At 55.0% G+C, this 24,359-nt stretch carries 27 protein-coding genes; 10 read left to right on the top strand and 17 right to left on the bottom strand.

Annotated features, from left to right (window positions below):
* Window positions 1-2: 2 nt before the first annotated feature.
* From pqqD to pqqA, 4 genes are all read right to left on the bottom strand, one after another.
* Window positions 3-266 carry a pyrroloquinoline quinone biosynthesis peptide chaperone PqqD gene (gene pqqD / locus CR155_RS10815; RefSeq protein ID WP_102070036.1) on the bottom strand — a complete coding sequence of 88 codons (264 nt, stop codon included), beginning with the start codon at window positions 264-266 and terminating at the stop codon, window positions 3-5.
* A gap of 14 nt (window positions 267-280) precedes the next feature.
* The gene (gene pqqC, locus CR155_RS10810; protein ID WP_199171733.1) at window positions 281-997 is read right to left on the bottom strand and encodes a pyrroloquinoline-quinone synthase PqqC; all 717 of its coding nucleotides are present in this window, start codon (window positions 995-997) and stop codon (window positions 281-283) included.
* Complete coding sequence (gene pqqB, locus CR155_RS10805) at window positions 994-1,914, bottom strand: pyrroloquinoline quinone biosynthesis protein PqqB (protein ID WP_102070035.1); 921 nt, start codon at window positions 1,912-1,914, stop codon at window positions 994-996. Before pqqB ends, pqqC begins: the two co-directional genes overlap by 4 nt.
* A gap of 70 nt (window positions 1,915-1,984) precedes the next feature.
* Window positions 1,985-2,059: a pyrroloquinoline quinone precursor peptide PqqA gene (pqqA, locus tag CR155_RS10800; RefSeq protein WP_102070171.1), complete on the bottom strand. Its 75-nt coding sequence runs from the start codon at window positions 2,057-2,059 to the stop codon at window positions 1,985-1,987.
* A gap of 271 nt (window positions 2,060-2,330) precedes the next feature.
* Here pqqA and CR155_RS20775 point away from each other — a divergent pair, with 271 nt between their 5' ends.
* The 3 genes from CR155_RS20775 to CR155_RS10790 are packed head-to-tail and all read left to right on the top strand — an operon-like array spanning window position 2,331 to window position 4,826.
* Window positions 2,331-3,248, top strand: a complete 918-nt coding sequence (locus CR155_RS20775; RefSeq protein WP_158238256.1) for an alpha/beta fold hydrolase — start codon at window positions 2,331-2,333, stop codon at window positions 3,246-3,248.
* A gap of 51 nt (window positions 3,249-3,299) precedes the next feature.
* On the top strand, window positions 3,300-3,845 hold the full coding sequence (locus tag CR155_RS10795; protein ID WP_233214147.1) for a cytochrome b: 546 nt from the start codon (window positions 3,300-3,302) through the stop codon (window positions 3,843-3,845).
* Window positions 3,846-3,881: 36 nt separating this feature from the next.
* Window positions 3,882-4,826, top strand: coding sequence for a beta-propeller fold lactonase family protein (locus tag CR155_RS10790; RefSeq protein WP_233214145.1), 945 nt, complete (start codon window positions 3,882-3,884; stop codon window positions 4,824-4,826).
* A 96-nt stretch (window positions 4,827-4,922) separates the two neighbouring features.
* On the opposite strand, the gene CR155_RS10785 is transcribed toward CR155_RS10790, so the two are convergent.
* The 6 genes from CR155_RS10785 to thdT form a co-directional block, all read right to left on the bottom strand.
* Complete coding sequence (locus tag CR155_RS10785; protein WP_102070032.1) at window positions 4,923-6,890, bottom strand: sigma-54-dependent Fis family transcriptional regulator; 1,968 nt, start codon at window positions 6,888-6,890, stop codon at window positions 4,923-4,925.
* 172 nt (window positions 6,891-7,062) lie between these two features.
* Complete coding sequence (locus CR155_RS10780) at window positions 7,063-8,097, bottom strand: ATP-grasp domain-containing protein (RefSeq protein WP_102070031.1); 1,035 nt, start codon at window positions 8,095-8,097, stop codon at window positions 7,063-7,065.
* A gap of 60 nt (window positions 8,098-8,157) precedes the next feature.
* Window positions 8,158-8,853: a hypothetical protein gene (locus CR155_RS10775; RefSeq protein ID WP_102070030.1), complete on the bottom strand. Its 696-nt coding sequence runs from the start codon at window positions 8,851-8,853 to the stop codon at window positions 8,158-8,160.
* Window positions 8,854-8,906: 53 nt separating this feature from the next.
* Window positions 8,907-9,806, bottom strand: a complete 900-nt coding sequence (locus tag CR155_RS10770) for a quinoprotein dehydrogenase-associated putative ABC transporter substrate-binding protein (protein WP_102070029.1) — start codon at window positions 9,804-9,806, stop codon at window positions 8,907-8,909.
* A gap of 54 nt (window positions 9,807-9,860) precedes the next feature.
* The gene (locus CR155_RS10765; protein ID WP_233214143.1) at window positions 9,861-10,328 is read right to left on the bottom strand and encodes a c-type cytochrome; all 468 of its coding nucleotides are present in this window, start codon (window positions 10,326-10,328) and stop codon (window positions 9,861-9,863) included.
* 118 nt (window positions 10,329-10,446) lie between these two features.
* Window positions 10,447-12,285: a thiol dehydrotransferase gene (gene thdT / locus CR155_RS10760; protein WP_102070028.1), complete on the bottom strand. Its 1,839-nt coding sequence runs from the start codon at window positions 12,283-12,285 to the stop codon at window positions 10,447-10,449.
* Window positions 12,286-12,368: 83 nt separating this feature from the next.
* Here thdT and CR155_RS20770 point away from each other — a divergent pair, with 83 nt between their 5' ends.
* The 3 genes from CR155_RS20770 to CR155_RS10750 all read left to right on the top strand — a co-directional run bounded on the left by CR155_RS20770 (window position 12,369) and on the right by CR155_RS10750 (window position 14,515).
* Window positions 12,369-12,509: a hypothetical protein gene (locus tag CR155_RS20770; RefSeq protein WP_158238255.1), complete on the top strand. Its 141-nt coding sequence runs from the start codon at window positions 12,369-12,371 to the stop codon at window positions 12,507-12,509.
* 126 nt (window positions 12,510-12,635) lie between these two features.
* Entirely contained in the window at window positions 12,636-13,637 is a 1,002-nt protein-coding gene (locus CR155_RS10755) for a quinoprotein relay system zinc metallohydrolase 2 (protein ID WP_199171732.1), read from the top strand.
* 56 nt (window positions 13,638-13,693) lie between these two features.
* Window positions 13,694-14,515 carry a quinoprotein dehydrogenase-associated SoxYZ-like carrier gene (locus CR155_RS10750; RefSeq protein WP_199171731.1) on the top strand — a complete coding sequence of 274 codons (822 nt, stop codon included), beginning with the start codon at window positions 13,694-13,696 and terminating at the stop codon, window positions 14,513-14,515.
* 13 nt (window positions 14,516-14,528) lie between these two features.
* Here the strand turns inward: CR155_RS10750 and CR155_RS10745 are convergent, their stop codons facing one another.
* Together CR155_RS10745 and CR155_RS10740 are read right to left on the bottom strand one after the other, a co-directional pair.
* A complete protein-coding gene (locus tag CR155_RS10745; protein WP_102070026.1) occupies window positions 14,529-15,083 on the bottom strand; it encodes a DUF3280 domain-containing protein in 555 nt (184 codons plus the stop codon).
* Window positions 15,064-15,378 carry a hypothetical protein gene (locus CR155_RS10740; RefSeq protein ID WP_102070168.1) on the bottom strand — a complete coding sequence of 105 codons (315 nt, stop codon included), beginning with the start codon at window positions 15,376-15,378 and terminating at the stop codon, window positions 15,064-15,066. The genes CR155_RS10745 and CR155_RS10740 overlap by 20 nt, the downstream gene beginning before the upstream one ends.
* Before the next feature lie 74 nt (window positions 15,379-15,452).
* On the opposite strand from CR155_RS10740, the gene CR155_RS10735 reads away from it, so the two are divergent.
* The 4 genes from CR155_RS10735 to fghA all read left to right on the top strand — a co-directional run bounded on the left by CR155_RS10735 (window position 15,453) and on the right by fghA (window position 19,350).
* Window positions 15,453-16,499 (top strand): MBL fold metallo-hydrolase, encoded by a 1,047-nt coding sequence (locus CR155_RS10735; RefSeq protein WP_158238254.1) that lies wholly within the window; start codon window positions 15,453-15,455, stop codon window positions 16,497-16,499.
* A 188-nt stretch (window positions 16,500-16,687) separates the two neighbouring features.
* Complete coding sequence (gene gfa / locus CR155_RS10730) at window positions 16,688-17,245, top strand: S-(hydroxymethyl)glutathione synthase (protein ID WP_102070024.1); 558 nt, start codon at window positions 16,688-16,690, stop codon at window positions 17,243-17,245.
* 71 nt (window positions 17,246-17,316) lie between these two features.
* Window positions 17,317-18,426: an S-(hydroxymethyl)glutathione dehydrogenase/class III alcohol dehydrogenase gene (locus CR155_RS10725; RefSeq protein WP_102070167.1), complete on the top strand. Its 1,110-nt coding sequence runs from the start codon at window positions 17,317-17,319 to the stop codon at window positions 18,424-18,426.
* A gap of 90 nt (window positions 18,427-18,516) precedes the next feature.
* Complete coding sequence (gene fghA / locus CR155_RS10720) at window positions 18,517-19,350, top strand: S-formylglutathione hydrolase (RefSeq protein WP_199171730.1); 834 nt, start codon at window positions 18,517-18,519, stop codon at window positions 19,348-19,350.
* 20 nt (window positions 19,351-19,370) lie between these two features.
* On the opposite strand, the gene CR155_RS10715 is transcribed toward fghA, so the two are convergent.
* From CR155_RS10715 to CR155_RS10695, 5 genes are read right to left on the bottom strand one after another with little or no spacing between them, the layout of a single operon-like run.
* Complete coding sequence (locus tag CR155_RS10715) at window positions 19,371-20,264, bottom strand: phosphoribulokinase (protein WP_102070022.1); 894 nt, start codon at window positions 20,262-20,264, stop codon at window positions 19,371-19,373.
* Window positions 20,265-20,317: 53 nt separating this feature from the next.
* Window positions 20,318-21,400: a class 1 fructose-bisphosphatase gene (locus CR155_RS10710; protein WP_102070021.1), complete on the bottom strand. Its 1,083-nt coding sequence runs from the start codon at window positions 21,398-21,400 to the stop codon at window positions 20,318-20,320.
* Between the two features lie 22 nt (window positions 21,401-21,422).
* On the bottom strand, window positions 21,423-22,337 hold the full coding sequence (cbbX, locus tag CR155_RS10705; RefSeq protein ID WP_102070020.1) for a CbbX protein: 915 nt from the start codon (window positions 22,335-22,337) through the stop codon (window positions 21,423-21,425).
* Window positions 22,310-22,729, bottom strand: a complete 420-nt coding sequence (locus CR155_RS10700) for a ribulose bisphosphate carboxylase small subunit (protein ID WP_102070019.1) — start codon at window positions 22,727-22,729, stop codon at window positions 22,310-22,312. Before CR155_RS10700 ends, cbbX begins: the two co-directional genes overlap by 28 nt.
* Window positions 22,730-22,784: 55 nt before the next feature.
* Window positions 22,785-24,248: a form I ribulose bisphosphate carboxylase large subunit gene (locus CR155_RS10695; protein WP_102070018.1), complete on the bottom strand. Its 1,464-nt coding sequence runs from the start codon at window positions 24,246-24,248 to the stop codon at window positions 22,785-22,787.
* Window positions 24,249-24,359 lie beyond the last annotated feature (111 nt).

Raw genomic sequence — 24,359 nt, 5'->3', positions numbered from 1 at the left:
CTTTAGCGTATCCACCCGCGCTCGTGAGCGGTTTGCATGAAATCTTCAACGTCAGCCTGCAGACCAGTGGCGGAAAACGTAATTTCAAGATCATTGACAATGGCGGCGATGTCACGCTCGCCATTACACCGTTTCAGAATTTCGGCGGCGCTGGTATTGAGCTTGACCATTCCTTCGGGATACAGGAGCACATAGTTGTCTTGCGTTTCCTCCCACTGGAGTCGGAACAGTCTGGACAACTTGGGCCTTTCGGGAATCTCGCTCATGATTGATAGCCTGGTCAGGGATTGGCTTTCTCGATGGCGTCCATCATGGACCATAATACATCGAGTTTGAACTGCAGGATTTCAAGCGCGCGCTCTTGCTGTTCACGACGTGTGAAATGATCCAGCGTCACTTGCAAGCCATGTTCGACATCCCGTTCCGCAAGCGAAATACGGCTGCGGAAGTATTGCAGGCCGTCGGCATTTATCCAGGGGTAATGCTGCGGCCAGTTGGCCAGACGGTCCTTGTGTATCTTGGGTGCAAACATTTCCGTGAGCGATGAACAGACTGCTTCCTGCCAGGGCGCCTGCCGGGCGAAATTGACATAGGCGTCAACGGCGAAGCGTACCCCCGGCGCCAGGTGCTTCAAAGACCAAAGTTCGGCGGATTCGATTCCAACCGCCTCGCCAAGGCGCGCCCATGCTTCGATGCCGCCCGGATTGCCGTTGTGGCCGTCGTGATCGAGTATGCGCTCGACCCATTTTCGGCGTGTCTCGCGGTCTGGACAATTGGCGATGACGGCCGCGTCTTTGCGAGGAATGCTGATCTGATAGTAAAAGCGGTTTGCGACCCAGGTACGAATTTGGTCCGGGCGGAGTTCGCCATTGTTCATCTTGACGTTGAACGGATGATTGATGTGATAACCCACACCTTTCGCACGTAGTTGCGCTTCAAATTCTATGCGGTCCCAGGCGGGGCTGGTTGTGGTATGCAAGGGGGGCGGGGCGTTCACAGGTTTATCTCCATGCCATCGAATGCGACCTCGATCTCGTGACTTTTCAGTATGGCTGCCTGTTCCGAATTTTCGTTGAGTATCGGGTTGCTGTTGTTGATATGAATAAGAATCTTGCGCTGGGAGCCGAGCGTATCGAGTATTTCTATCATGCCGCCAGGGCCGGATTGGGGCAGGTGCCCCATATCGGCGGATGTTTTCTTCGACAGTCCCAGGCGTATCATTTCGTCTTCGGTCCAGAGCGTACCGTCTACTAGCACACAGTCCGCCTCTCGCATTGCGTTCTTGATGTGAGGTTCGATTTCGCCCAAGCCGGGTGCATAGAACAGTTTTTTTCCTGTTATGGTGTTTTCAATGAGCAGTCCTACGTTATCGCCCGGCTCGGGTGAGTTTCGCCGTGGTGAATAGGGCGGAGCCTTGCTCTTGAGCGGCAGGGCGGTAAAGCTGATATTGGCCACGCCGGGCACTTGTATTGCCTGTGCCTGATCCGTGTCGGTCAACAGGTTTTTCCATTCAACGCCGCAATAGTGCGATAGCACGTTGGTCAGAGGCAGCCCGGTGGAAAGGTCGTCCCAGACGGATGCGGTGCAATACAGAGGTATGGGCTTTCCCTCACGCAGCATGAGCAAGCCAGTGACGTGGTCGATTTGCGCATCCATGAGCATTACGGCGACTATTCCTGTATCACGGATGCTGCGGCCTGGCTGCAGTGCCGGTGTGGCCCGAATTTGAGCCAGGATGTCGGGGGACGCATTGATCAGTACCCATTCTTTGCCGTTGTCGGAGACGGCGATGGACGATTGCGTCCGGGCTTTGGCCTGAATGGCTCCTTTGCGCATGCCATCGCAGTTGGGGCAGTTGCAGTTCCATTGAGGAAATCCACCGCCGGCAGCGGAGCCGAGAACAATAACTTTCATAGTCCATCCGACAAAAAAGCGCGGCGCCGGTTTTTACTAGCGCCGCGCTGTTCGCGATATTAAGATCGTATCAACGATTGGCAATGTACATGGTGATTTCAAAGCCAAAGCGTAGGTCGGAAAACTCCGGTTTACTCCATTTCATGGCATCTCCTGGCGAAAGTTTGCGTCACTTTTCTAAAGATCGGCGACCGCTTGGACTAATGCTGTATTGCTCTAATCGCTGCAGTCGATTTGATAATATCACGCACGACCCGGTTGTCAAGCAACCCGGACACGCAAATAGGGTTATCGTTAAAAAAGGCGCTTTTAGCATCAGGATGTTGGAAGTTAGTCAACGTAGCAGCTTGTTGCATATATGGAGCACGTGTGCCAAAGCTGACACAAGTCCAAAAAATATAAGGAAAACATCCCTCATGACCGTCCCGTTTTCGCAAGGTGTCCTTGATGTAGGCGATGGCCATCAACTGTATTACGCCGAGTTTGGAACCCCGAAGGCACCCGCTGTAGTGGTCTTGCACGGAGGGCCCGGAAGCTCCTGCCATAGCGGAATGTTGGAATGGTTCGACCTGACCCGGCATCGGGTAGTGCTGTTTGATCAGCGAGGCTGCGGCCGCAGCACTCCAAAAGGAAGCCTCGCCGCCAATACCACACATCACCTCATCCAGGATTTGGAACAGCTGCGACGGCATCTGGACATCTCAACCTGGCTGGTTGTCGGCGGATCCTGGGGGGCCTTGCTTGGTCTGCTTTATGCTGGCACGCATCCTGCTTCCGTAGATGGAATGGTGCTGCGTGGCGTATTCATTCCTTGTGATGAACAGCTGGAATGGTTCTTCCAGGATCTGAAAGCTTTGGCGCCCCTGGCATGGAGCAATCTGACCGAGGGGATGAGCGTTAATGAAAACAGGGCGGTTCTGCCAACATTGGCAGAGCGCTTGCTAATTGGAGCGCCCGACATCGCGTTGGATGCGGCAGCGCGCTGGGGACGCTACGAGGAAGAAATCATGGCGGCGATGCTGGGCAGGCGTGTAAGGTCGAACGGGCGGCAAATAACGGAGTTGGACAAATATCGTGTTCAGTCTCACTACCTTTCGCAGGGCTGTTTCGTTAACGAAGAAGAGCTCCATTCTGCATTGCGTCGTATGACGGTCGTTCCTGTCTTTGTCCATGGGACTCATGACTGGATTTGTCCACCGGGTAACGTGGTCAGGTTGTTGGAAGTTTTGCCGAAGGCGGAGGTCAGATGGGTCCTCCGGGGCACGCATACTACGGAAGACCCATTGATCCGCGACGCTTTGCGGCTGGCCGTGAAAGACTGCGAGCGTACGTAGTGATTTGGCACAACAATAAGAATGCTCGAGTAACAAAAGGGGGATGGTGTGATGGTTCAACAGTACACGCGTACGGCAATAGTGCTGCATTGGCTTATTGCAGTTCTTTTGCTAGGCCAGTTCGCGTTTGGATGGTACTTGCAGGAGATTCCGCGCGGAGTGCCCGAGCGTAGCTTTTTCGTCAATCTCCACAAGAGCAGCGGTATCCTGATTGGTTTATTGATACTGGTTCGTGTGGGTTGGCGGCTTACGCACAAGCCCCCTCCGCTACCAGACACCATTCCTCGCGTCCAGCAGCGTATCGCTTCAGCCACCCATATTCTCCTGTATGTCCTCATGGTCGTCATGCCCTTGTCGGGTTATATCGCATCCAATTACAGCAAATGGGGCGTCAAGTTTTTCAATGTGGTCACCTTTCCTCCCTGGGGTGTTGAAAGCAAACTTATCTATGCAATCTTCAACCAGACCCACAAGGTGGCTTCCTGGTTGCTGCTTGCACTGGTTATTTTGCATGTGTTCGCAGGGCTCAAGCACTTGCTTGTCGATCGCGATCGAGTTTTTTCGCGAATGTTGCCGCGTTGTTTCCCGGAACGGTAATAGCGCATTTTCTAAAAATAGATTGGAGACAAACTGATGAGACGTCCACACTTCCAGCACCTTGCAGCAATAGGATTGATGTCATTTTCCGTGCTGGCGCTCGCCGCACCATTTGCCTATGTTCCGAACGAGGGGTCGGGCACTATCTCGATCATCGATACTGCGACCGATAAGGTGGTCGGCGATATGCCGGCGGGGAAGAAGCCGCGAGGGCTGGCGTTCAGTGGCAATTGGCTATATGTCAGTGACCAGCCCAATAACAGTGTCCAGCTGATCGATATCGAAACCCGCAAGATGGGTCCGGCTGTCGATTTGGGCAAGTCTCCCGAGGGCGTCTATGCTTCTTCCGATGGTCGCTGGATTGCTGCCGCCGTTGAAGAAAACGATGAGGTGACAATTATCGACACCAAGACCAACAAGCTGGATTCCAATATCAAGGTGCAGGGAGAAAACCCCGAGCACGCGGTCTTCAGTCCCGACGGCAAGACATTGCTTGTCAGCGCGGAGGACGGCGGCGCGCTGGATATCATTGATTTTGCGACACGCAAGCAGGTTGCACAACTGAAGATTGGTGATCGCCCGCGCGGCATCGGTTTTCTACCCGATGGCAGCCGGGCCTATGTGGCGGCGGAAAACAGCAGTGAGATCTATGTCATCGATATGGCGACTCATAAGGTGCTTACCCATCTGAAAGGTGGAACACGATCCAATGGCGTCACCGTCCATCCAGATGGTAAACGTGTCTATATATCCAATGGTGGCGATGGCACAGTGTCGGTACTTGATACGGCTAGCAACAAGATCATCGCGACAGTGCCGGTTGGACAGCGCCCATGGAATATGGCAATTACTCCGGATGGCAAGAAGTTGTACGTGGCAAATGGCCGATCTGACAGTGTGTCGGTGATCGATACCGAGAAAAACGTCAAGCTACAGGACATCACCGTTGGCGTGCGCCCGTGGGGGGTGGTGATCAAGTAATCGCGGGCTCACGAAAACCACATGGTCCTGGATTGCCCGGGTCATGTAAGCGAAAGGTCCGCGGCATGTCGCGGACCTTTCGCTTGATGTACACCTCTAACAGGCCTCGCGTGAGGCAACGTTGATATCCAGGCGCTCAAGCTTTCTATAAAGCGTGTTGCGGCTTACTTTAAGTTGACGCGCCAGTTTGCTCAGATTCCAGTGTGAAATTCGTAGTTCCTGAATCAACGCTTCACGCTCGGCCAGTTCCAATGGATTGAGCAAACTGGACGTTATTGGCGCTGAAGCTGCCGAATTTTCCTTAGGCCCGGTAAGGAAATCAGCCGGTAGGCAGTCCCGAGTCAGCACATTTCCGTCACGCAATGCCATCATGACGCGCAAGACGTTGCGCAGTTGCCGGATATTGCCTGGCCATTGATGGCGTTCCAGGAGATCCATCAACTCGTCGCTTATGGTGACGATGCCATCGTCTGGCGATTCCTGCTCAAGCACGAACTGAATCAATTCTTTGCGGTCCGCGCGTTCGCGTAAGGGAGGAAGCGTGAGTGTGACGCCCTGAATACGATAATAGAGGTCTTCACGAAACAGGTTGTTCGCAATCTTTTCCGGCAAATCGCAGTGCGTTGCACTGATAAGGCGTATATCCAGCTTGGTCGGCGTCTTTCCGCCTAATGGAGCGATCTCTCGTTCTTCGAGTACGCGCAGTAGACGCGTTTGTAGTGCCAGTGGCATATCGCCGATTTCGTCGAGAAATAATGTGCCACCATTGGCCTGGCATATTTTGCCTATCTGGCCTTCTTTATTGGCACCGGTAAAGGCACCCGGCTTGTAACCGAATAACTCGCTTTCAATCAACTGTTCCGGGATGGAGGCGCAATTGATTGCCACGTAGGGCTGATCGGCCCGATTGCTGGACAGATGTATGGCCTTCGCGAAGAGTTCTTTGCCAGTTCCCGTTTCGCCGCAGAGCAAAATGGCGACATCTCGGTCAAATACGCGCATGGCGGTCTGGATGTTGTGTTCCATACGGGCATCATGGCCCCGTTGGAGCTCGTAAAGCGGTGTCAGCCTGTCGGATGCCGGCACGTTGCTGAGTGTCGGTGCCGACGCTTGTGTGGCGAAGACTTGCAACGGCGACTTGCCATCGGATTGTCCGGACGTAGCGGTTGCGAAGAAGCGGCGACCATGGTGAGCATCAAACACAATGAATGGGGCAGGCCCGTGCTTTTGACTCTCGCGCAGCAGCGACTTGAATGATACGTTAAAGAGCGCGTCCAGGGGCTGGCCGATGATTTCGTTCGAAGTGACGCCGAGCTGTGCCAGGCAATTACGACTGGCGGCAAGCACACAGCTGTCGGAATCCAGCGCAATAATACCTTTGTTCAAGGTGCCCACGAACTCTGGACGACTATGGAATACAAATAGTGGACGGCCGGAGAATTCGTTGACGAATACCTTATTTTCGATCTCCTGGACTGTCATGTTGACCAGATCCAGTACATGGCTTGGAACTCTGTGGGTTTCTCCGGAAGCATCGAGTACAGCCAGAATCTGGCCGCGCCAGTCGAAAATGGGTGCGGCCGCACAGGTGAGGCCGGTATTGCGGAACAGGAAATGATCGTCCTGGTGGATCATCATCGGACGTTGTTCCGCCAGGCATGTGCCCATGCCGTTGGTTCCCTGGAAGCGCTCGGACCAGACGGCGCCAGGCATAAGACCAGACTTTGATGCTGCATGGGTAAATCCCGGGTCGCCAAAGAAGTTCAACAGGACCCCTTCGGTATCCGTCAGCATGATGGCGTAATCGGATTTGGCGATTTGCTGGAACAAAACAGTCATTTCGCTTTTGGCTGCCCGCATGACAGGCGCGACCTGCTCTTGCCGCTCTAGTAGTTCGTGGCTTTCGACCACGTAGAGTTCATGAGGTATCGTGGGATCGAGCTGATACTCGCTGATACACCGGATCCAGGACTCGGTAATATGAGGCGGTACGCGCGAATAGGGGGCTGGCGACGACTCTACTACCTCGCGTACGCGGGCGCCATGACTGTGCACGCTGACCATTTTTGTCTCCTTACTCTTTGATCGAACCGTCCGGAGTTCTATAAAATGCAGCCCCGGTATGGATGATGAGCTTGAAAGCAATACGGTATACGATTTCGCTGCCGAAAGCCACAGCTTAGAGCGCTATCTGTGTTACAGGTGAAGATCCATGGCGTTTCGTAAATTTCTCAAGCTATTCAACGACATGGCGGTTGCTTTGCCGCGCGCCGATATCGACACTGATCTTCCTGGTTCTGCTACGGATCGGAACGCTGCGTTTATTTTCATTTATGCTATCGAGCATTATCTGGATGGGATTAACCCCGACCGAGGCATGCAGACCGACATGTGAAACAGTCATGCGCGGATTGACTTCGAGCACTACCGGACCGTGCTCTGTTACGATGAAATCTATGCCGACGTAGCCCCACAATCCGGGAATCGTAGCGAGAACGCGAAGAGCCAGGCGCTTGAGCTCCCCATTGGCGTCCTCAAAGCTGTTTACGATGCTCCCCATGTAGTGAAATTGATTGTCGGACACGGCCACGCGCTGATCGTTGCATGCCATAAGCAACACTTCTCCGTCTCGGCATAGCAACGACAAATTGCAGGGGCGGCCGGTTATATAGGGCTGCATTACATAGCCGCCTTGCTCGCGCGCAGCTACCCACTCGACGGCCGCCTTCGAGTGCAAAAAAATGTGGGTGTCGGAGCATCCAGCCCCGTCGTCAGGCTTGACGACCCACCCCTGCGAATCTGGCGGTAGCGGCATCTGGGCTTTATAGGTAGGAACCACTGGAATATCGTTGGCTTGTAGTGCCAGTGCGTTATTGTATTTACTCGCGGTCGCCCGCACCGCAGCACCAGTGCTGCCAAGTAGTATCTTGTTGTGCTGGATTGTTTTTTTTGAAATGGCTTCCAGCAGGCCATTCGACTCGGGCGCAAGCGGCCAGACCGCATCGGCTTGCTCAATGCAGTCGTCTATGGCATCAATGACTTCTTCGGATTGCACGCTTTGGAGGGTGCTACGACTTGAAAGTCGAGGTATTCGTGGAGCCGTGTCCTGCAGCGTCAGCACGTCGACGGCGTCAATACTTGCGATGTCGGCCAACAGGGAACGCAGCATGATATCGCCACGAAACCCTGATGAGGACGAGGCGCCATTACCGACCGAAGCCATTGCGTTGGGCGCCACTGCGTGGGTATGTTCAAAAATGAAGATTTTCACGATGCAGTCCCGATTTGCGGTCCGATACTACAGTTGCCATAAAACGATTGCTTGATGTTCTTATTTACATTGCTTCGGATCGCCACCGGCAATCGTTATGCTGGAGTCGACAGTCTGATCAGGTGTTCCGCTCATCTTCGTATAAATGCAGTACACCACGCCCGGTATGTCGGCACTTGTGACGAAAACATATGCCTTGTCGGTGTACCGGCCCAAACGGTTATTTTGAGATTCTCCTGAATAGGGGACTATGGTGATTTCCTGCGCCTGGACAGTATTGCTGTTGTAATCAATATGGGTTTGCCGGATACGCACATCCGCCGCCGCGAGTGCCATCCGGATGTGCTTACGAAAATAGTTGGTCGAACCGCCCGTCAAGCGCTTCATCTTTGCGATATCGCTTTCCAGAAAGCCGAGGATTACGGGATTGCCCGTTGCGCGTTCAAGAGGCGGGATGGGAAAGGCATGTTCGTCTGACAGGAATTGGGTAGTGACCGAGGCCGTTCCGTCTGGGCCAAGTTCGTGCACCTCTACCGTCGCCGTGTCGTTGAATGCCGGGACATCACTTGTTTCCTGATGGAATAGATAAGTGAGTTTCTGCTTCCCGGTAACACTGAAGTGCTTGTCCAGAAATAGCGTGCGTTCTGCAATAGTGATTTCTTGTGCTGCCACGGTCGACATGTTCATGCCAGCGCTCGCAGCTGCCAGCGCAAGCAGTATCGTGCCGCTGCGATCTTTTAGTTTCAGGCGCATCATTGGCATTACGCTCCTTGCTCTGCGTGCGTTGCACGCAGAGCAATGGTTGCACATCAGGAAGAAGCAGCTTTGCTTGACGACGGTGCCGGCGACACTATCGGTACGCTGTACTCTTGAAGAATCGCATCGATTGCCGGTCGGTTCGTATCAATGAGCGTATTGATCTGATCACGGAATTCCTGCTCTCCATGACGCACTCCCATAGCGATGCTGAAGCCGTATCTGATCCCATCAGCCTCGGCGGGAAAAGGAACAACTTCGATCGGTACGCCGTGCGCGTTCTTGGCGAAGTAGCCCGTGATAGGACCCCAGGCAATTGCTATATCCAGCTTACCGGAGGCGAGGTCGTTCTCGATGATCTGGCCTGGATATTGATCGCGATCACCGGTCTGTAACTGATACGACACCATTTGCTTGGTAAGTTTGTTCTTGACCAACCAGTCGGCCGCCGGCGTACCAGTAAAGATACCGATCTTGAGCCTTTCGAGCGTTGCTTTGTCTAGTTTGTGAATGTCTTGCGGTGTGCGAATGGAATCCAGTCCCTTTCCTTTTACGTAAGCCATGGCATAGGTTGAACTGAAATACGGCTTGGTAGCAATGCCCATTTCGAAGCCGGGTGATACGCTGGTCACCAGGTCACATTTGTAGGTATCGGTATCAGGAATCTTTGCTCGCAAGGTGTTGCGAATGAATCCAACGCGCTGTGGCGACCAGGTATGTTCGAGCTTCCAGCCCAGCTTCTTGGCGAACAGGGCGGCTATCTTGTTCTCGAATCCGCGTTCCTGTTCGTCCGACATAGGCAGGTTCTTCGGATCTTGACAGACCCGTAGTACCTTTTCTTGAGTATCAACGGGCGCTTTTTGCTGCGCATTCGCGGAACAGGCGACGAATATGGCTACCATGGCGCCCGCGCTGCGCAGGATAGCGGTTGCATATGATTTTCTTGAAAACATGGATGACTTCCTTTACATGGCCGATGCCACACGTCCGGGCTGCGCCGGTGGCGGTTACTCGATTGCTTCAAGTCGGCCGGGTGCTATATCGCCTTCTGAGCGTCCCTTCAGGTACGCATAAAGATTGTCGATATTCTCCACGACGCGAGGTACGCCGCCGAATGGTGGCATGCCTTTTTCGATTCGCCCCTCTTTTATCGTATGCTCGAAATCTGATTTGCTCATTGTCTTGAGGCTTTCTATCAAGGAAGGTCCTACCATTCCTTCTTGTTGCGCACCATGGCATCGGGCGCAGGCAAGCGCACGCCAGGTTTTCCAACCCTCGAGTGTGTTCCCGTCGACGTGACTCTTATCGACGACGGTGTACAGCTTTTTGTCTGCGGACGCCTCGCTTTGCGCGGGCGGAGACTCGGTGGCTGGCTTGGCCTTGGCACCGTCGTTATTTGCGATGGCGTGAGCTGACATTGAGCAAGCAACAGCGATCAGCAGGCTTGCGTTAATTAGGGTGAAGCGTGACAACATACCGACATATCCTTAATAAAGAATTGGCGTGGCGGCGAGCCGCGACGCCAATTTCCAGCATTATGAACGGGCATCGAAAGCAGCCGGGTCGGGGTGGACTCCGGCTGCGATGCTGCGCTTACTTGGCTGCGACCGTGGTCTTTTTGATGACGCTGTCCGGCAGTGCAAAGACCATCAGCACACCACCGAGTTCGGTGTAGCGTGCCAGCTCTTTGTAGCCCCCGACAGCGCCCAGGCCGTCTGTGGATTTTTCAAGAGCAGCGGCAAGGCCAATACCTGCCCAACCGCCAATTCCCGACAGTACGCCGATGTACTGCTTGCCCTTGCGTTCCCATGTGGTTACATTGCCAATCACGCCGGATGGGGTTTTGAACTTCCATAGTTCCTTGCCATCGTTGTCGACCGCTTTGATGAATCCTTCAAGTGTTCCGTAGAAGTTGACATCGCCTGCGGTAGCCAGGGCGCCGCTCCAGACCGAGAATTTCTCGGGCTTTGACCAGACGATCTTGCCAGTACCAGCATCCCAGGCAATGAAGTTGCCCATACCGCCATGGCTTCCGGGAGTTGGATACATGGACAGGGTTGCGCCGACATAAGGCTGCCCGGCGATGTATTCGACCTGGTACGGCTCATAATCCATACACACGTGGTTGGTCGGTACATAGAACAAGCCGGTTTTGGGCGAAAAGGCGGCAGGCTGCTGGTCTTTGGTGCCAAGAGCGGCAGGGCAGATGCCTTTGGTATTGACGTCTTCACCATTTTGCAAGGTGCTGTACTTGGGATCGACTTGTGGCCGGCCGGTTTTCATGTCGACATGGGTCGCCCAGTTGACGGTCGGGTCGAATTTCTCGGCCACCAGCAGTTCGCCGGTTACGCGGTCCAGTGTGTAGCCGAAGCCGTTGCGATCCAGGTGCACCAGCGCCTTGCGATCCTGGCCCTTGACTTTGATATCGGCCAGTATCATTTCGTTGACACCGTCGTAATCCCATTCGTCATGAGGAGTCATTTGATAGACCCATTTTGCTACACCGGTATCAAGATCGCGCGCAATGATGGACATCGTCCATTTATTGTCGCCGGGACGCTGTTTGGGATTCCAGGTGCTGGGATTTGCCGAGCCGTAGTAGACGAGGTTGGTTTCCGGATCGTAGCTGAACCAGCCCCATGTCGTGCCGCCGCCTATCTTCCATTGGTCGCCTTCCCAAGTCTTGAGCGAGGAGTCCTTGCCGACTGGCGCCATTTTGCCGTCCGTCCAGGTCATTGTTTTCTCTGGGTCAAACAGCATTTCGTCATCAGGTCCAACCGAATAACCCTTCCAGACCTCTTTGCCGGTTTTTAGGTCGTAAGCGGTTAAATGGCCACGCACCCCGAACTCGCCGCCGCTGATGCCGGTGATGACTTTATCTTTGAAGATATGAGGGGCATTGGTGTTGGTCTCGCCGATTTTGGGATTGCCGTTAACGATTTTCCAGACTTCCTCGCCTGTTTTTGCATCGAGCGCGACGAGCGTTGTGTCCGCCTGCCCCAGGATGATCTTGCCATCGCCATAAGCCAGTCCGCGATTGACCGTGTCGCAACACATGACGGCGATCACGGATGGGTCCTGCTTAGGTTCGTACTTCCAGATCATGGAGTGGTCTTCGAGATTGATGGCAAAGACTTTGTTGGGGAATGGGCTGTGCACATACATCGTGTCGCCAATGACCAAAGGACCGCCTTCATGCCCTCGCAACACGCCCGTCGAGAATGTCCAGGCCACCTGAAGATCTTTGACGTTATCGCTAGTGATCTGCTTTAGTTCGCTATAGCGATGATTCTGGATATTTCCGGCTTGCATAGCCCAATTGGCGGGGTCGGCTGCGGCTTTGTCGAGCATAGGGTCTGCTTGTGCGTGGCCGGTTGCCATAATGACCCCGGCGATGCATAACGCGGTTTTCAGAGTTACCTTAAATGACATGTCTTCCTCCGGTGTGGTTATACGGCGAGGCATCCAAGAGATGAAACTCAGTTCAGCGCTATAGCACCCCGACGACTTGTTGCATGATCAATCAAGCACTTATCGTGCCAATTTTGATGATCGAGCAATGTCAGGCGGGAACTGACGACAGTCGCTGGAGCGTTGACGTCTGTCTGGACGACATCTGTTTCAAGAATGTCCTGCCACCTGAACAATCCGGCTGATCTTGTGTTCCGTTTAGTCAACACATTTCTCAGCGTCTGGCACGTCTCTGTTCGTATGGTAAGCATCGGTTGTATTGGCACGGCTATTGCGGTGGCCACACTATCCGACGATGAAGCAGGGATGAAATGGAAAGAATGAACCAGTGCGGCGTGCACGCGTCATCGCCTATTGCGCCATGGGCGGCGCAGGCGTTCACCGGCGTTGCAAAGTGGCTATGTGCGCCGCTGTTGTGCTGCGCGATCCCGTCCGTGGTATTGGGTGCCGACGATCCCTTGCCCGTACAAGAGGTGGCTGCTGGCGTTTTTGTGCATCAAGGTGTGCATCAGGACGCCATGCCCGGCAATTATGGAGCAATCGCCAATGTGGGCTTCATCGTAGGTGGCGAATGCGTGGCGGTCATTGACACAGGCGGAAGTTTTGCGCAGGGTAAAGCCTTGCGCGCCGCAATAAGCAGACAAACCTCATTGCCGGTTTGTTATGTGATCAATACCCATGTTCATCCCGATCATGTATATGGAAATGCGGCGTTTACCGCCGACCAAGCCGAATTTGTCGGCCACCACAATCTTGCCGCGTCGATGCGTTCGCGGGACGGCTACTATGCCGCGTACCTGGAACGCACGATCGGTCCGGACCTGGCGCGGCAAAGTATTCTCGTTCCCCCCAACGTGCCGGTAAAGGAAGTGCACCAGCTTGACCTGGGTGAACGCACGCTTACCATCCAGGCCTGGCCCACTTCTCATACGGACAATGATTTAACGGTCCTGGACGAAACGACGGCCACGCTCTGGACAGGCGACCTGGTGTTCCGCGAGCGTATTCCATCGCTTGATGGCAAGCTTTCGGGCTGGCTGTCCACCATGGAAAGCCTGGCCGGGATCCCGGCCAGGCTTGTCGTGCCAGGCCATGGTTCCGTCAGCACGGATTGGCCCGCGGTAATGAAGCCGCAGCAGCAGTATCTACAACAATTGCAGGCAGACGTGCGCGCCGCGCTAAAGGCCAAGCGTTCCATACAGCAGGCCATGTCCGAGATCGGCGCCTTGAATCCGTCGCAATGGCAGCTATTTGACGGCTCTCATCGACAAAACGTGACAGCGGCATTCACGGAACTGGAATGGGAAGATTGATGTACTTGATAGGTTTGGATAAGCGCAGTACAACGATAAAGTGTCAGGAGACTCTTATGCATAGCATGTACCGCAAGTTCCGGTTTCGCATCGCCGCTATTATCGTGCTGGTTCCCATGCTGTCGTTTGCGGCCGAACCGGACTTGCCGCCCGACAGCCCAATGTGGCCGAAACTGCGTGCGGGCTTGTTCCAGGAACGAGCCATCAGCAATGATGGTGATCAACTGATCGCCCTGACGGTCCCAAAACGAGCTCAAGATGCGGCTGTTGTGCCGGTATCGATCAAAGCCCTCATACCCCAGACGCAGCAAGGCTATATCAAGACCATACACCTTATTGTCGACGACAACCCCGCACCGGTCGCTGCGGTATTTCACCTGACGCCCGCAAGCGGTCTTGCGGATATTGAAACGAGGGTGAGGGTCGAGCAGTACACCTATGTGCGCGCAATCGTCGAAACCAGTGACGGCAAACTGACCATGGCCAAGGCATATGTAAAAGCCTCAGGCGGCTGTTCGGCTCCTGCCAACAGGGCACCTGGTGGCGATGATAATCTGGGCAAGATGAAACTGATGACCCAGGACAATCCGCGGTTGAACCAGCCCGTGATGGCCCAGCTCATGATCCGCCACCCGAACGCGTCGGGCATGGTCATGGATCAGGCGACCCGGCTATACGAACCGCCCCATTACGTGCGCCGGCTGGAAGTGGCTTACGCCGGCGAGCCGGTCATGACCGCTGACGTGGATTTCGGGATCAGTGAGAATCCCAATTTCAGGTTCTACTTCACGCCGCAAGCGGAAGGCGTGTTAACGGCACGAGCCCAGGACTCCAACGACCTTGTCTTCGACACGTCATTAAAGGTCACTCCTGAATAAGGACTTAAGGCCGCTAAAGTCCGGCCTGGTTTTTCTCGACCATGCTACGGACCATATAGCGAATGCCGCGACTCCACGTTTGATCGGTATTGCCCCGGATATCCACCGATTTGTTCAGGACGATATTGCCGCCTTCCACGTCGCGGACCTGGAAGTTGATGTTCAGAATCAGGTTGCTGACTTTCTGCACCCATCCGGTCAGGACACGGTTGGTGTGCAGCGCCCGCCCGATTTCCACATCGCAGCCGTTGCAGCTATACAAGTTGAAACGCTTTTGTAGATCTTTGATGAGAGTTGCAGCCGGCGCGTTGTCAATCACCGCGTACAGTTCCTTGTCGGCAATGTCGTGGCGTAATTGCTGGGTGATCTTGGCCAGGCGCAGCTTCTGTTCGGCATCTTTGTCGGTTTCACCCGTGTTGTCGATCAGCTCGAAATCCATTATTGCAATAGACTGTACCGCGCTCTCGGCAGCGCAAACCGCAAACGGGGCCAGGATGACAAGGGCGGCGAGACACTGGCCGCCCTTAAGCAAAAGCGTTGCGAGCCCGCTATTTAAGGAAACAGGCATTAGCGGCCCTCGTTTCGATGTCTTTGTACTTCTTGGCCATGACCTTTACCTGCGCGGGGTCACGGAACTCGGCTCCGCGCTCGCCCCCTAGTCGCAGGTACTTGGATGCTGTCGATATTTCGGCGTATTCGTTGAATGCAGCCTGCTTGGCGATTTCGTCGATGGCGCACGAACATTTATAGAAGGATTCATAATTTTTGCCCGGATGTGCCTGCATGCATTCCAGTACGTATTCCACGCGCGTGGTAGTGGGGAAATCGCTAACGTGCGCGGCGGCGTTTGCGGTAACTGGCATAACGCTTGCTAAAAGCAGTGACAAGATGGCAGACGGTAAAAGCTTCATGTTTTTCCCTATAAGCGATGTATCTCATGACAGACCCATTCGCGGCCCGGCGCTACGGGACAGACGGACCGTTACTTATTTTCTTAGCAATAGTCATGCCATTGTTGCAAGCTGTCGCAATAGGGGGCGTGCTTGCCTGCAGTATGTCAGTACAAGCGCAGACGTCGCGGGTTACTTCGTTGCAGCAGGTGGCGCCCGGCATCTATGCGGCACTAGGGCAAATTAGCGTGGCAACACCGCAAAACCGAGGCGTAGTCGCCAATCAGGGCATTATCGTCGGAGAGGACGGCGTTATCCTCATCGGCACAGGTACTAGCGCGCGTCATATGACTGACATTCTCGCCGCGGTCCGAGGTTTAACTCCCAAACCCATCATGCTGGCGATCAATACGCACCAGAACCCTGCGTTTGTATTTGGAAACGGCACACTGGCGCTACAGGGTGTTCCGATTCTTGCACACGAGGATGTGGCCGCGCTGATCAGCCAGCGTTGCGAAAAATGCCTGCAGAAACTCAATCATATCCTGGGACCCGAGGAGATGGAGGGAACACGGGTCGTAGTTCCTACCCGGACCGTGGATGGCGCCATGAGTATTGACATTGCAGGGCGTCACCTGGACATACTCTATTACGGACATAGTTCGTCGCCCGGTTCTATCGCCGTGGTCGACCGCAAGTCTGGTGTCCTGTTTGCTGGAGGCCTCGCATCAATTGGCCGGATCCCTGATGCCAAAGATGCGCGCATTTACGCCTGGCTAGTGGCGCTCGAAGATTTCAAGAAACGCAGGCCTTCCAGGATAGTTCCTGGTGAGGGACCCATTTCTTCAGTGGCGGAGTTGGATAACCTAGTCGATTACCTGAATGCACTGCAAGAGGTGGTCGAGCAAACCTTCCAGGCTGGAATCGGTCTGGGAAGCGTTGCTGAATCGTCGCAGCTGCCGCAATATGAGCATTGGCCGTTGTACGACAATGTGCATGATATAAATGTGGAACACCAATATCTCGAGGTGGAGCGACGCATTCTCGATGGTGAGCTAAAAGGGAAACCTGAGATCCCGCCCCATGTTCAATAAATGAGCATGAGGCGGCGCAATCGTTTCGAGAACGATACCGAAACCGCGGTTGCATTTATATTTTCACCAAGTCTCCAAACCGGCTCGGTTTTTGCTAGGTAACCCAGGGATGGCAAAAAACAGCCATTTACCCACGGTTCAATCCAGTAGCGAGCCGTACGGTCCAAGACGCCTATCAGGAGACATTAATGAGTATAAACATCCATCCCGCTGTTGATAATGGCATTCGGCCTGCAACACCCGGATTTTCAGGTGGCACCTTGCTGTGCGACTGCCCAGAGGACAAAGTGGAAGTGACCATCAAGTCGCAGACGGCGCACAATCACGTATGCGGATGTTCAAAATGCTGGAAACCTGCTGGAGCCCTGTTTTCCCAGGTCGCAGTGGTTTCCAAAGACGCCGTCAGCGTGACAGCCAATGGCCACAAGCTCAAGGTCGTCGATCCGACGGCCACGATCCAGCGCCATGCGTGTTCCGGGTGCGGAGTACATATGTTCGGTCGCATCGAGAACCAGAATCATCCATTCTACGGGCTGGATTTCGTCCATACCGAGCGGTCTCCCCAAACTGGGTGGGCTGCTCCGGAATTCGCGGCTTTTGTCTCGTCAATTATCGAAACCGGTACGCCGCCTGAACAGATGGGAGCCATCCGGGCTCGTCTCAACGAACTCGGTCTGCCCCCCTACGACTGCCTCTCGCCACCGCTTATGGATGCAATCGCCACTCACGTAGCGAAATCCAGATAAGCTCATGCTTTATGCTCGAAGGAGCGGCTATGCCGCTTCGCAAGGCCAATTCAACAAAAGGATCTATACACATGGACGTACGTGCAGCAGTAGCCACCAAGGCCGGCGCTCCGCTTACTATCGAAACCGTACAGCTTGAGGGACCGCGTGCCGGCGAAGTCCTCGTCGAGATCAAGGCGTCGGGGGTATGCCACACCGATTTGTTCACGCTTTCGGGCGATGATCCGGAAGGGTTGTTTCCAGCCATACTGGGTCACGAAGGAGCCGGCGTGGTCGTAGAGGTAGGCGCCGGAGTTACTACGCTGAAACCGGGCGACCACGTGATCCCCTTGTATACGCCCGAATGCCGGACATGCTCCTACTGCCTATCGCGCAAGACCAATCTGTGCCAGGCCATACGTGAAACGCAGGGGCGCGGCGTGATGCCGGACGGTACCAGTCGTTTCAAGATGGGAGGCAAGGAGGTGCTCCATTACATGGGTACATCGACCTTCTCCAACTATACGGTCGTACCCGAGATCGCGCTTGCTAAAATCCGCGAAGATGCGCCATTTGAAAAAGTTTGCTATATCGGCTGCGGTGTTACCACGGGCATTGGGGCTGTCATCAATACGGCGAAGGTCCAGCCGGGCGACAATGTCATTGTTTTCGGTCTCGGCGGCATCGGCTTGAATGTGATCCAGGGTGCGCGCATCGCGGGCGCCGACATGATCGTAGGGGTCGACATTAATCCGGCCCGCGAAGCGCTTGCCCGCAAGTTCGGCCTTACCCATTTCGTGAACTCGAAAGAAGTGGAAGGGGATCTCGTTCAGTATCTGGTCGGACTCACAAAAGGCGGCGCCGACCATACATTCGAATGCATCGGCAACGTCAAGCTCATGCGGCAGGCCCTTGAGTGCGCCCATAAAGGCTGGGGCAAAAGCACGATTATTGGCGTCGCTGGAGCCGGACAGGAGATCGCAACGCGGCCATTCCAATTGGTGACCGGCCGCGTGTGGCAAGGGTCGGCCTTTGGCGGTGCTCGTGGTCGCACGGATGTGCCCAAGATCGTTGACTGGTACATGGAGGGAAAGATCAATATCGATGATCTCATTACGCACGTTATGCCGATCGACAAGATCAACGATGCTTTCCAGTTGATGAAAGACGGTACGTCCATTCGATCCGTCGTCACCTTCTGACCTGACATCTCCATGGGGCCCATATGCCGCGTTGCCGCGTCATATGGGCTATTTTCTTATTGGCCACAAAAACGGAACGAAAAAATGACCATGAAAACCCTAACGCAAAACAAAAGCTTTGGTGGAACGCAGGGTGTGTACAGCCATGAATCCACCGAGACCAGCTGCACCATGCGCTTTGGCGTGTACCTGCCTCCAGCAGCAGAAAAAGCCCCTGTGCCTGTCGTGTTCTGGTTGTCGGGCCTTACTTGCACCGAAGAAAATTTCATCGTCAAGGCCGGCGCGCAACGCGTGGCCGCTGAGCTCGGTATTGCGATCGTGACGCCCGACACGAGTCCGCGCGGGCTGAATTACCCCGGAGAGTCCGAAAGCTACGACTTTGGTGTCGGAGCCGGCTTCTATGTCGACGCGACAGAAGCCCCGTGGTCCAAAGGCTATCGCATGTATTCGTATATCACCAAGGAATTTTTCGACCTTATTGCGGACGAATTTGCAGTCGATGCCACGCGTGCGGGTATCTTCGGACATTCCATGGGCGGGCACGGCGCACTGACAATCGGTCTGAAAAATCCAGACCAGTTCAAGACCATCTCTGCCTTTTCACCCATCGTATCGCCTACACGGTGTCCGTGGGGTGAGAAGGCGCTGACCGGGTACCTTGGCAGCGATCGTGCTTCGTGGGCGGATTACGATGCCACGTTGTTGATCCAGAAGCAGGGGTGGGCTGGTCCTGAGTTGCTGGTCGACCAGGGTACGGCCGACCAGTTTCTCCAGGAGCAACTGAAGCCCGAACTGCTGACAGCCGCCTGCAACGAGGCGAATGTCCGATTGAACCTGCGCATGCAGCCAGGTTACGACCATAGCTACTTCTTCATTGCCACCTTCATCGAGGATCACCTGCGGCATCATTCCGCCCACCTGTAGTCCGGCATCTGAAGGCCGCGTCAGTTCATTTCCAGCGCGGCCTGGCTTACGCGCTTCTTGCGCTCCATCATGCGCCACACGAAGGGCGTGAAGATCAGTTGCATCGCCAATTCCATTTTCCCTCCGGGAACCACTATGGTATTGGCGCGCGACATGAACGAGTCATTGATCATGTTCAGCAAATATTGAAAGTCGATTCCTTTAGGATTTGCAAATCGGATCACGACAAAGCTCTCGTCCGGCGCGGGAATGTCCCGGGCGATGAACGGATTTGATGTGTCCACGCACGGCACTCGTTGGAAATTGACATGGGTGAGGGCAAATTGGGGGCAAATGTAGTTCACGTAGTCGGGCATGCGCCGCAGGATAGTGTCAGTTACGGCTTCCGTGGAGTAGCCCCGCTTTGACTTGTCGCGCCACAGTTTCTGTATCCATTCCAGGTTGATGACCGGCACGACGCCGATAAGCAGATCGGGATGGCGGGCGATATTGATATCGCCGTACACCACCGCCCCATGCAGTCCTTCGTAGAACAGCAGATCGGTATCGGGGGCAAGCGATTCCCAAGGTGTAAAGGTTCCCGGCGGCTGCTGGTAAGGTGCCGCTTCGTCCGGATCGTGCAGGTATTTACGCCGCATGCCTGTTCCCGTTTCACCATAAGTGCTGAATAGATCTTCCAGTTCGGCGAACAGATTGGTGGTAGGACCGAAGTGGCTGAAATTCGTGTGTTCCTTCTCTGCCGCGGCAAGGCGCTCACTCATTTCATTTCGATCGTAGCGGTGAAAACTGTCACCCTCGATCATTGCAGCGCTTATTTTCTCGCGTCGGAATATGTTTTCGAACGTCCGGGTCACTGATGTCGTGCCCGCTCCGGATGATCCGGTTATGGCAATAATGGGAAATCGTTCTGACATGAAGATGCCTCAGAAATGAAAAGATGGAGGTGCTCCTGAGCTCGGCACCGAGGTCAGGCCTGGCTTTCCGCGACCCGGAACAGGCTGCTGGCATGGAATAGTGGATTGCTGGATGCCTCTTCACGCGGATGGGCGTGATAATCCTCTATCCGTTCAACTTCTTTCTTCGACCCAAATACCAAGCCTATGCGCTGATGTATGTCAGTGGGCTTCACTTCAAGTACGGGATGGCCGCCGCAACTTGCCCTTCCGCCTGCCTGTTCGATCAGGTAGCCGATGGGATTGGCTTCGTACAGCAGGCGCAATCGGCCCGCCTTGGCCGGGTCTTTGGTATCGCGCGGGTAAAGGAATACCCCGCCGCGCATGAGAATGCGGTGGGCATCCGCCACCATCGAGGCGATCCAGCGCATATTGAAGTCTTTACCCCGTATTCCGCTTTTTCCGGCGATGCATTCATCCACATAACGGCGCACGGGATCCTCCCAGAAACGGCCGTTGGATGCATTGATCGCAAATTCCTGCGTTTCGGGTGGTATTTTCATATTCGGGTGGGTCAACATAAACTCACCGAGCTGGGGACATAAGGTGAAGCCATGGACGCCCGATCCGACCGACAGCACGAACATGGTGCAGGGGCCATAAAGCGCATAACCCGCTGCCACCTGGTTCTTTCCAGGTTGCAGGAAATCCTGTTCGGTCGGCGGGCGGTCCGTTGCCGCTGCGCGCAATACCGAGAAGATGCTGCCGACCGAAATGTTTATATCAATATTGGAAGACCCGTCAAGCGGGTCGAAGAGCAGGAGGTAGGGCCCCCGGTCATAGTGGTCCGGGATGTGGTAGGGGAGGTCCATTTCCTCGGACACCATGCCGGCAAGATAGCCGCCCCAGTTATTACCCTGGACGAATAGGTCGTTGCTGACGACGTCGAGCTTTTTCTGTTCTTCTCCTTGAACATTGGTGGCCGATGCACTGCCCATCATACCGCCCAGTTCCCCCGCCGCGACGTGACCAGCGATGCGTTTGCACACTAGGGCGACGTTCAGGATGAGACTGTTGAAATCGCCCGCGGCCTGAGGAAAGCGGCGTCTTTCCTCAATCAGGAACTGAGTCAAGGTCATACGGTTATCGTTTTTCATTTGCCTGCCTCCAGAATCAATATCATTCGGCCGGCTGGCCGGTATCCGTGTCGAAGACTCGGCTTGCCAATAGATCAGCGGCAACGATGGTCTGCAAGGCTTCGTCGCTGAGCGTGCTGTCTGTCTGCATCAGGCGGGAGGCGTGTCGCAGCCGCGCGCGATCTAACGCATTGCGCACGCTACGTGCATTAGCAAAGTGGGGCTGAGCCATTCGCCGCCCGATATAGTCCGCGAAAACGTTCCTGGCCTCGGCATCAAACCGATATTGCATCGTATCGAGCATCAAGGTGGCAATCTGCTGCAATTCGTCCGGTTGATAATCAGGAAAGTCAATGTGGTGTGCCACCCTGGACGACATTCCCGGATTTGAACTGAAGAACGTGTCCATACGATTTTTATAACCTGCAAATATCACCACGAGGTCGTCGCGATTGTTCTCCATGACTTGCAGCAGAATTTCGATGGCCTCCTGTCCATAGTCGCGCTCGTTCTCTGGGCGGTAAAGGTAATACGCTTCATCGATGAACAGGACGCCGCCCATTGCTTTCTTAAGGACTTCCCGCGTCTTTGGTGCGGTGTGTCCGATGTACTGACCAACGAGATCGTCGCGTGTCACCGCCACCAAATGACCTCTACGCAGGTGTCCGAGGCGATGCAGGATTTCCGCCATGCGCAGCGCAACAGTGGTTTTTCCTGTACCAGGGTTGCCGGTGAAGCTCATATGCAAGCTCGGTGCGCCGGTGTTGTAGCCACGCTGGGCGCGCAACTTGTCAACCAGCAGCAGCGCAGCAATGTCGCGAATGCGCGCCTTGACCGGTGCCAAGCCGATCAGTTCCTCATCGAGCTGTGCCAGCAAATCGAGTATGCCGGAATCCCGCAACGGCGAGGCGGCGTCGTTGTCTTCCAATGTCAATGTGGCGTCGAAGGTGTCTGGCATGTCAGGCTCCCCGGTTCGATGCTGTAGCGGATTCTCCGGCCGTCGGCTTCCTGGCGCACCATCCGGAAGCTCGCTTCGACGGATGGCCGGTTCACCATGAACGATATCACCACCGACTCTACTGTATGGGTCGAGTCGAACGCCGTGACACGGATGTAATGTCCTGGAAAGGTCTGGCGCGCGTTTTCGATTTCTTGCATGATGGCGACCGCGTCCCTAATGTCGAACATGGGCATGCCGAACATTTCCCAATACGTGTTGCGTGGGTGAGGGTCGTCCGTGTATTCAATTCCTACAGCCCAGCCGTTGTCGAGGCAGTACTGGATTTGACTGCTGATCTGGACATTGGTCAGGTCCGGCAGGAATGAGAAAGTACCTTGTGTAATACGCATGTTGTCCCCTTGTGTATCGGATGATGGCCGTAGCCGCAGGTGGTACGGACCTTGCTCAGGCCACTGAAGGCATGGGGGTAAAGTCCGACGTGTCGGTCGACTGATAGTTGAAACTGATTTCGCCCCAGGTATCCAAAGCCGCTCGCAGAGGGCCGCAATGCCTGGCGGCATCCCGGAGTATTTGCGGTCCGTCATTGGCGATGTCGCGCCCCTCGTTGCGCGCCAGAACCATGGATTCCAGCGCCACCCGATTTGCTGTTGCACCAGCCTGTATCCCTTCGGGGTGGCCGATTGTGCCGCCTCCGAACTGCAGGATGGCATCGTCACCGAACAGATGCAGCAGCTGGTGCATCTGCCCGGCGTGGATGCCTCCCGAGGCCACCGGCATGACCTTGCGTAGTGCACCCCAGTCCTGGTCGAAGAAAATTCCTCGCGGAAGGTCCACCACCGTTTGTGCATCGCGGCAGACGTTGTAGTAGCCTTGGACGGTCATGGGGTCGCCCTCCAGTTTGCCGACCGCCGTCCCGGCGTGCAGATGGTCCACCCCGCAGAGACGCAGCCACTTGGCGATCACGCGGAATGAAATGCCATGATTCTTCTGGCGCGTGTAGGTACCATGGCCAGCGCGGTGCATATGCAAGATCATGTCATTCTGTCGACACCAGAACGACATGGATTGAATGGCGGTCCATCCGACGACCAGATCAACCATAATCACCACCGACCCCAGCTCCTTGGCAAACTCCGCGCGTCGGTACATCTCTTCCATCGTACCTGCCGTGACGTTCAGATAGCTGCCCTTGACTTCGCCGGTCGCCGCCGATGCCTTATTGACCGCGTCCATGACAAACAGGAAGCGGTCGCGCCAATGCATGAAAGGCTGCGAATTGATATTTTCGTCATCCTTCATGAAGTCCAGTCCGCCTTTGAGACCTTCGTAGACCACCCGCCCATAGTTCCGGCCGGAAAGACCCAGCTTGGGCTTGGTCGTGGCGCCCAGCAACGGCCGTCCAAATTTGTCCAACCGCTCGCGCTCCACGATGATGCCGGTGGGAGGGCCCGGGAACGTCTTGACATAGGCAATGGGAAAACGCATGTCCTCGAGGCGCGCTGCTTTCAACGGCTTGAAACTGAACACATTTCCGATCAGCGAGGCCGCCACGTTGGCAATCGAGCCTTCTTCAAATAAAGAAAGGTCGTAGGCGATATAGCAAAAATACTGGCCAGGAATATTGGGGACGGGGTCGACCCGGTAGGCCTTGGCACGATACATATCGCATGCCGTCAGGCGATCGGTCCACACGACGGTCCAGGTTGCCGTGGAAGATTCGCCAGCAACGGCCGCGGCTGCCTCAATGGCATCGACACCGTTTTGGGGCGTGATCCGGAACAAGGCGAGGATGTCGGTGTCCTTGGGCTCATAGTCTGCTTCCCAGTAACCCATCTGCGCGTACTTGAGTACCCCCGGAGAATAACGCTGCTTCTGCTCGGTGATTGCGGTGGTATTGATATCGTTCATATGACGGTCTCCTTGTGCCTCGCACTGATGCCGGTTGCCACGGATGCTTCTCGGCGATGTGGAAACTATACAAACGTGCATGGATAAGATCTAATAAGAATTCATGCTGAA

This window comes from Pollutimonas nitritireducens, from assembly GCF_002849615.1.
In the GTDB taxonomy this organism is placed as follows: domain Bacteria; phylum Pseudomonadota; class Gammaproteobacteria; order Burkholderiales; family Burkholderiaceae_B; genus Pollutimonas; species Pollutimonas nitritireducens.
Note: the sequence above shows the minus strand (reverse complement) of the source record. Positions and strands in the feature narration are given on the sequence as shown.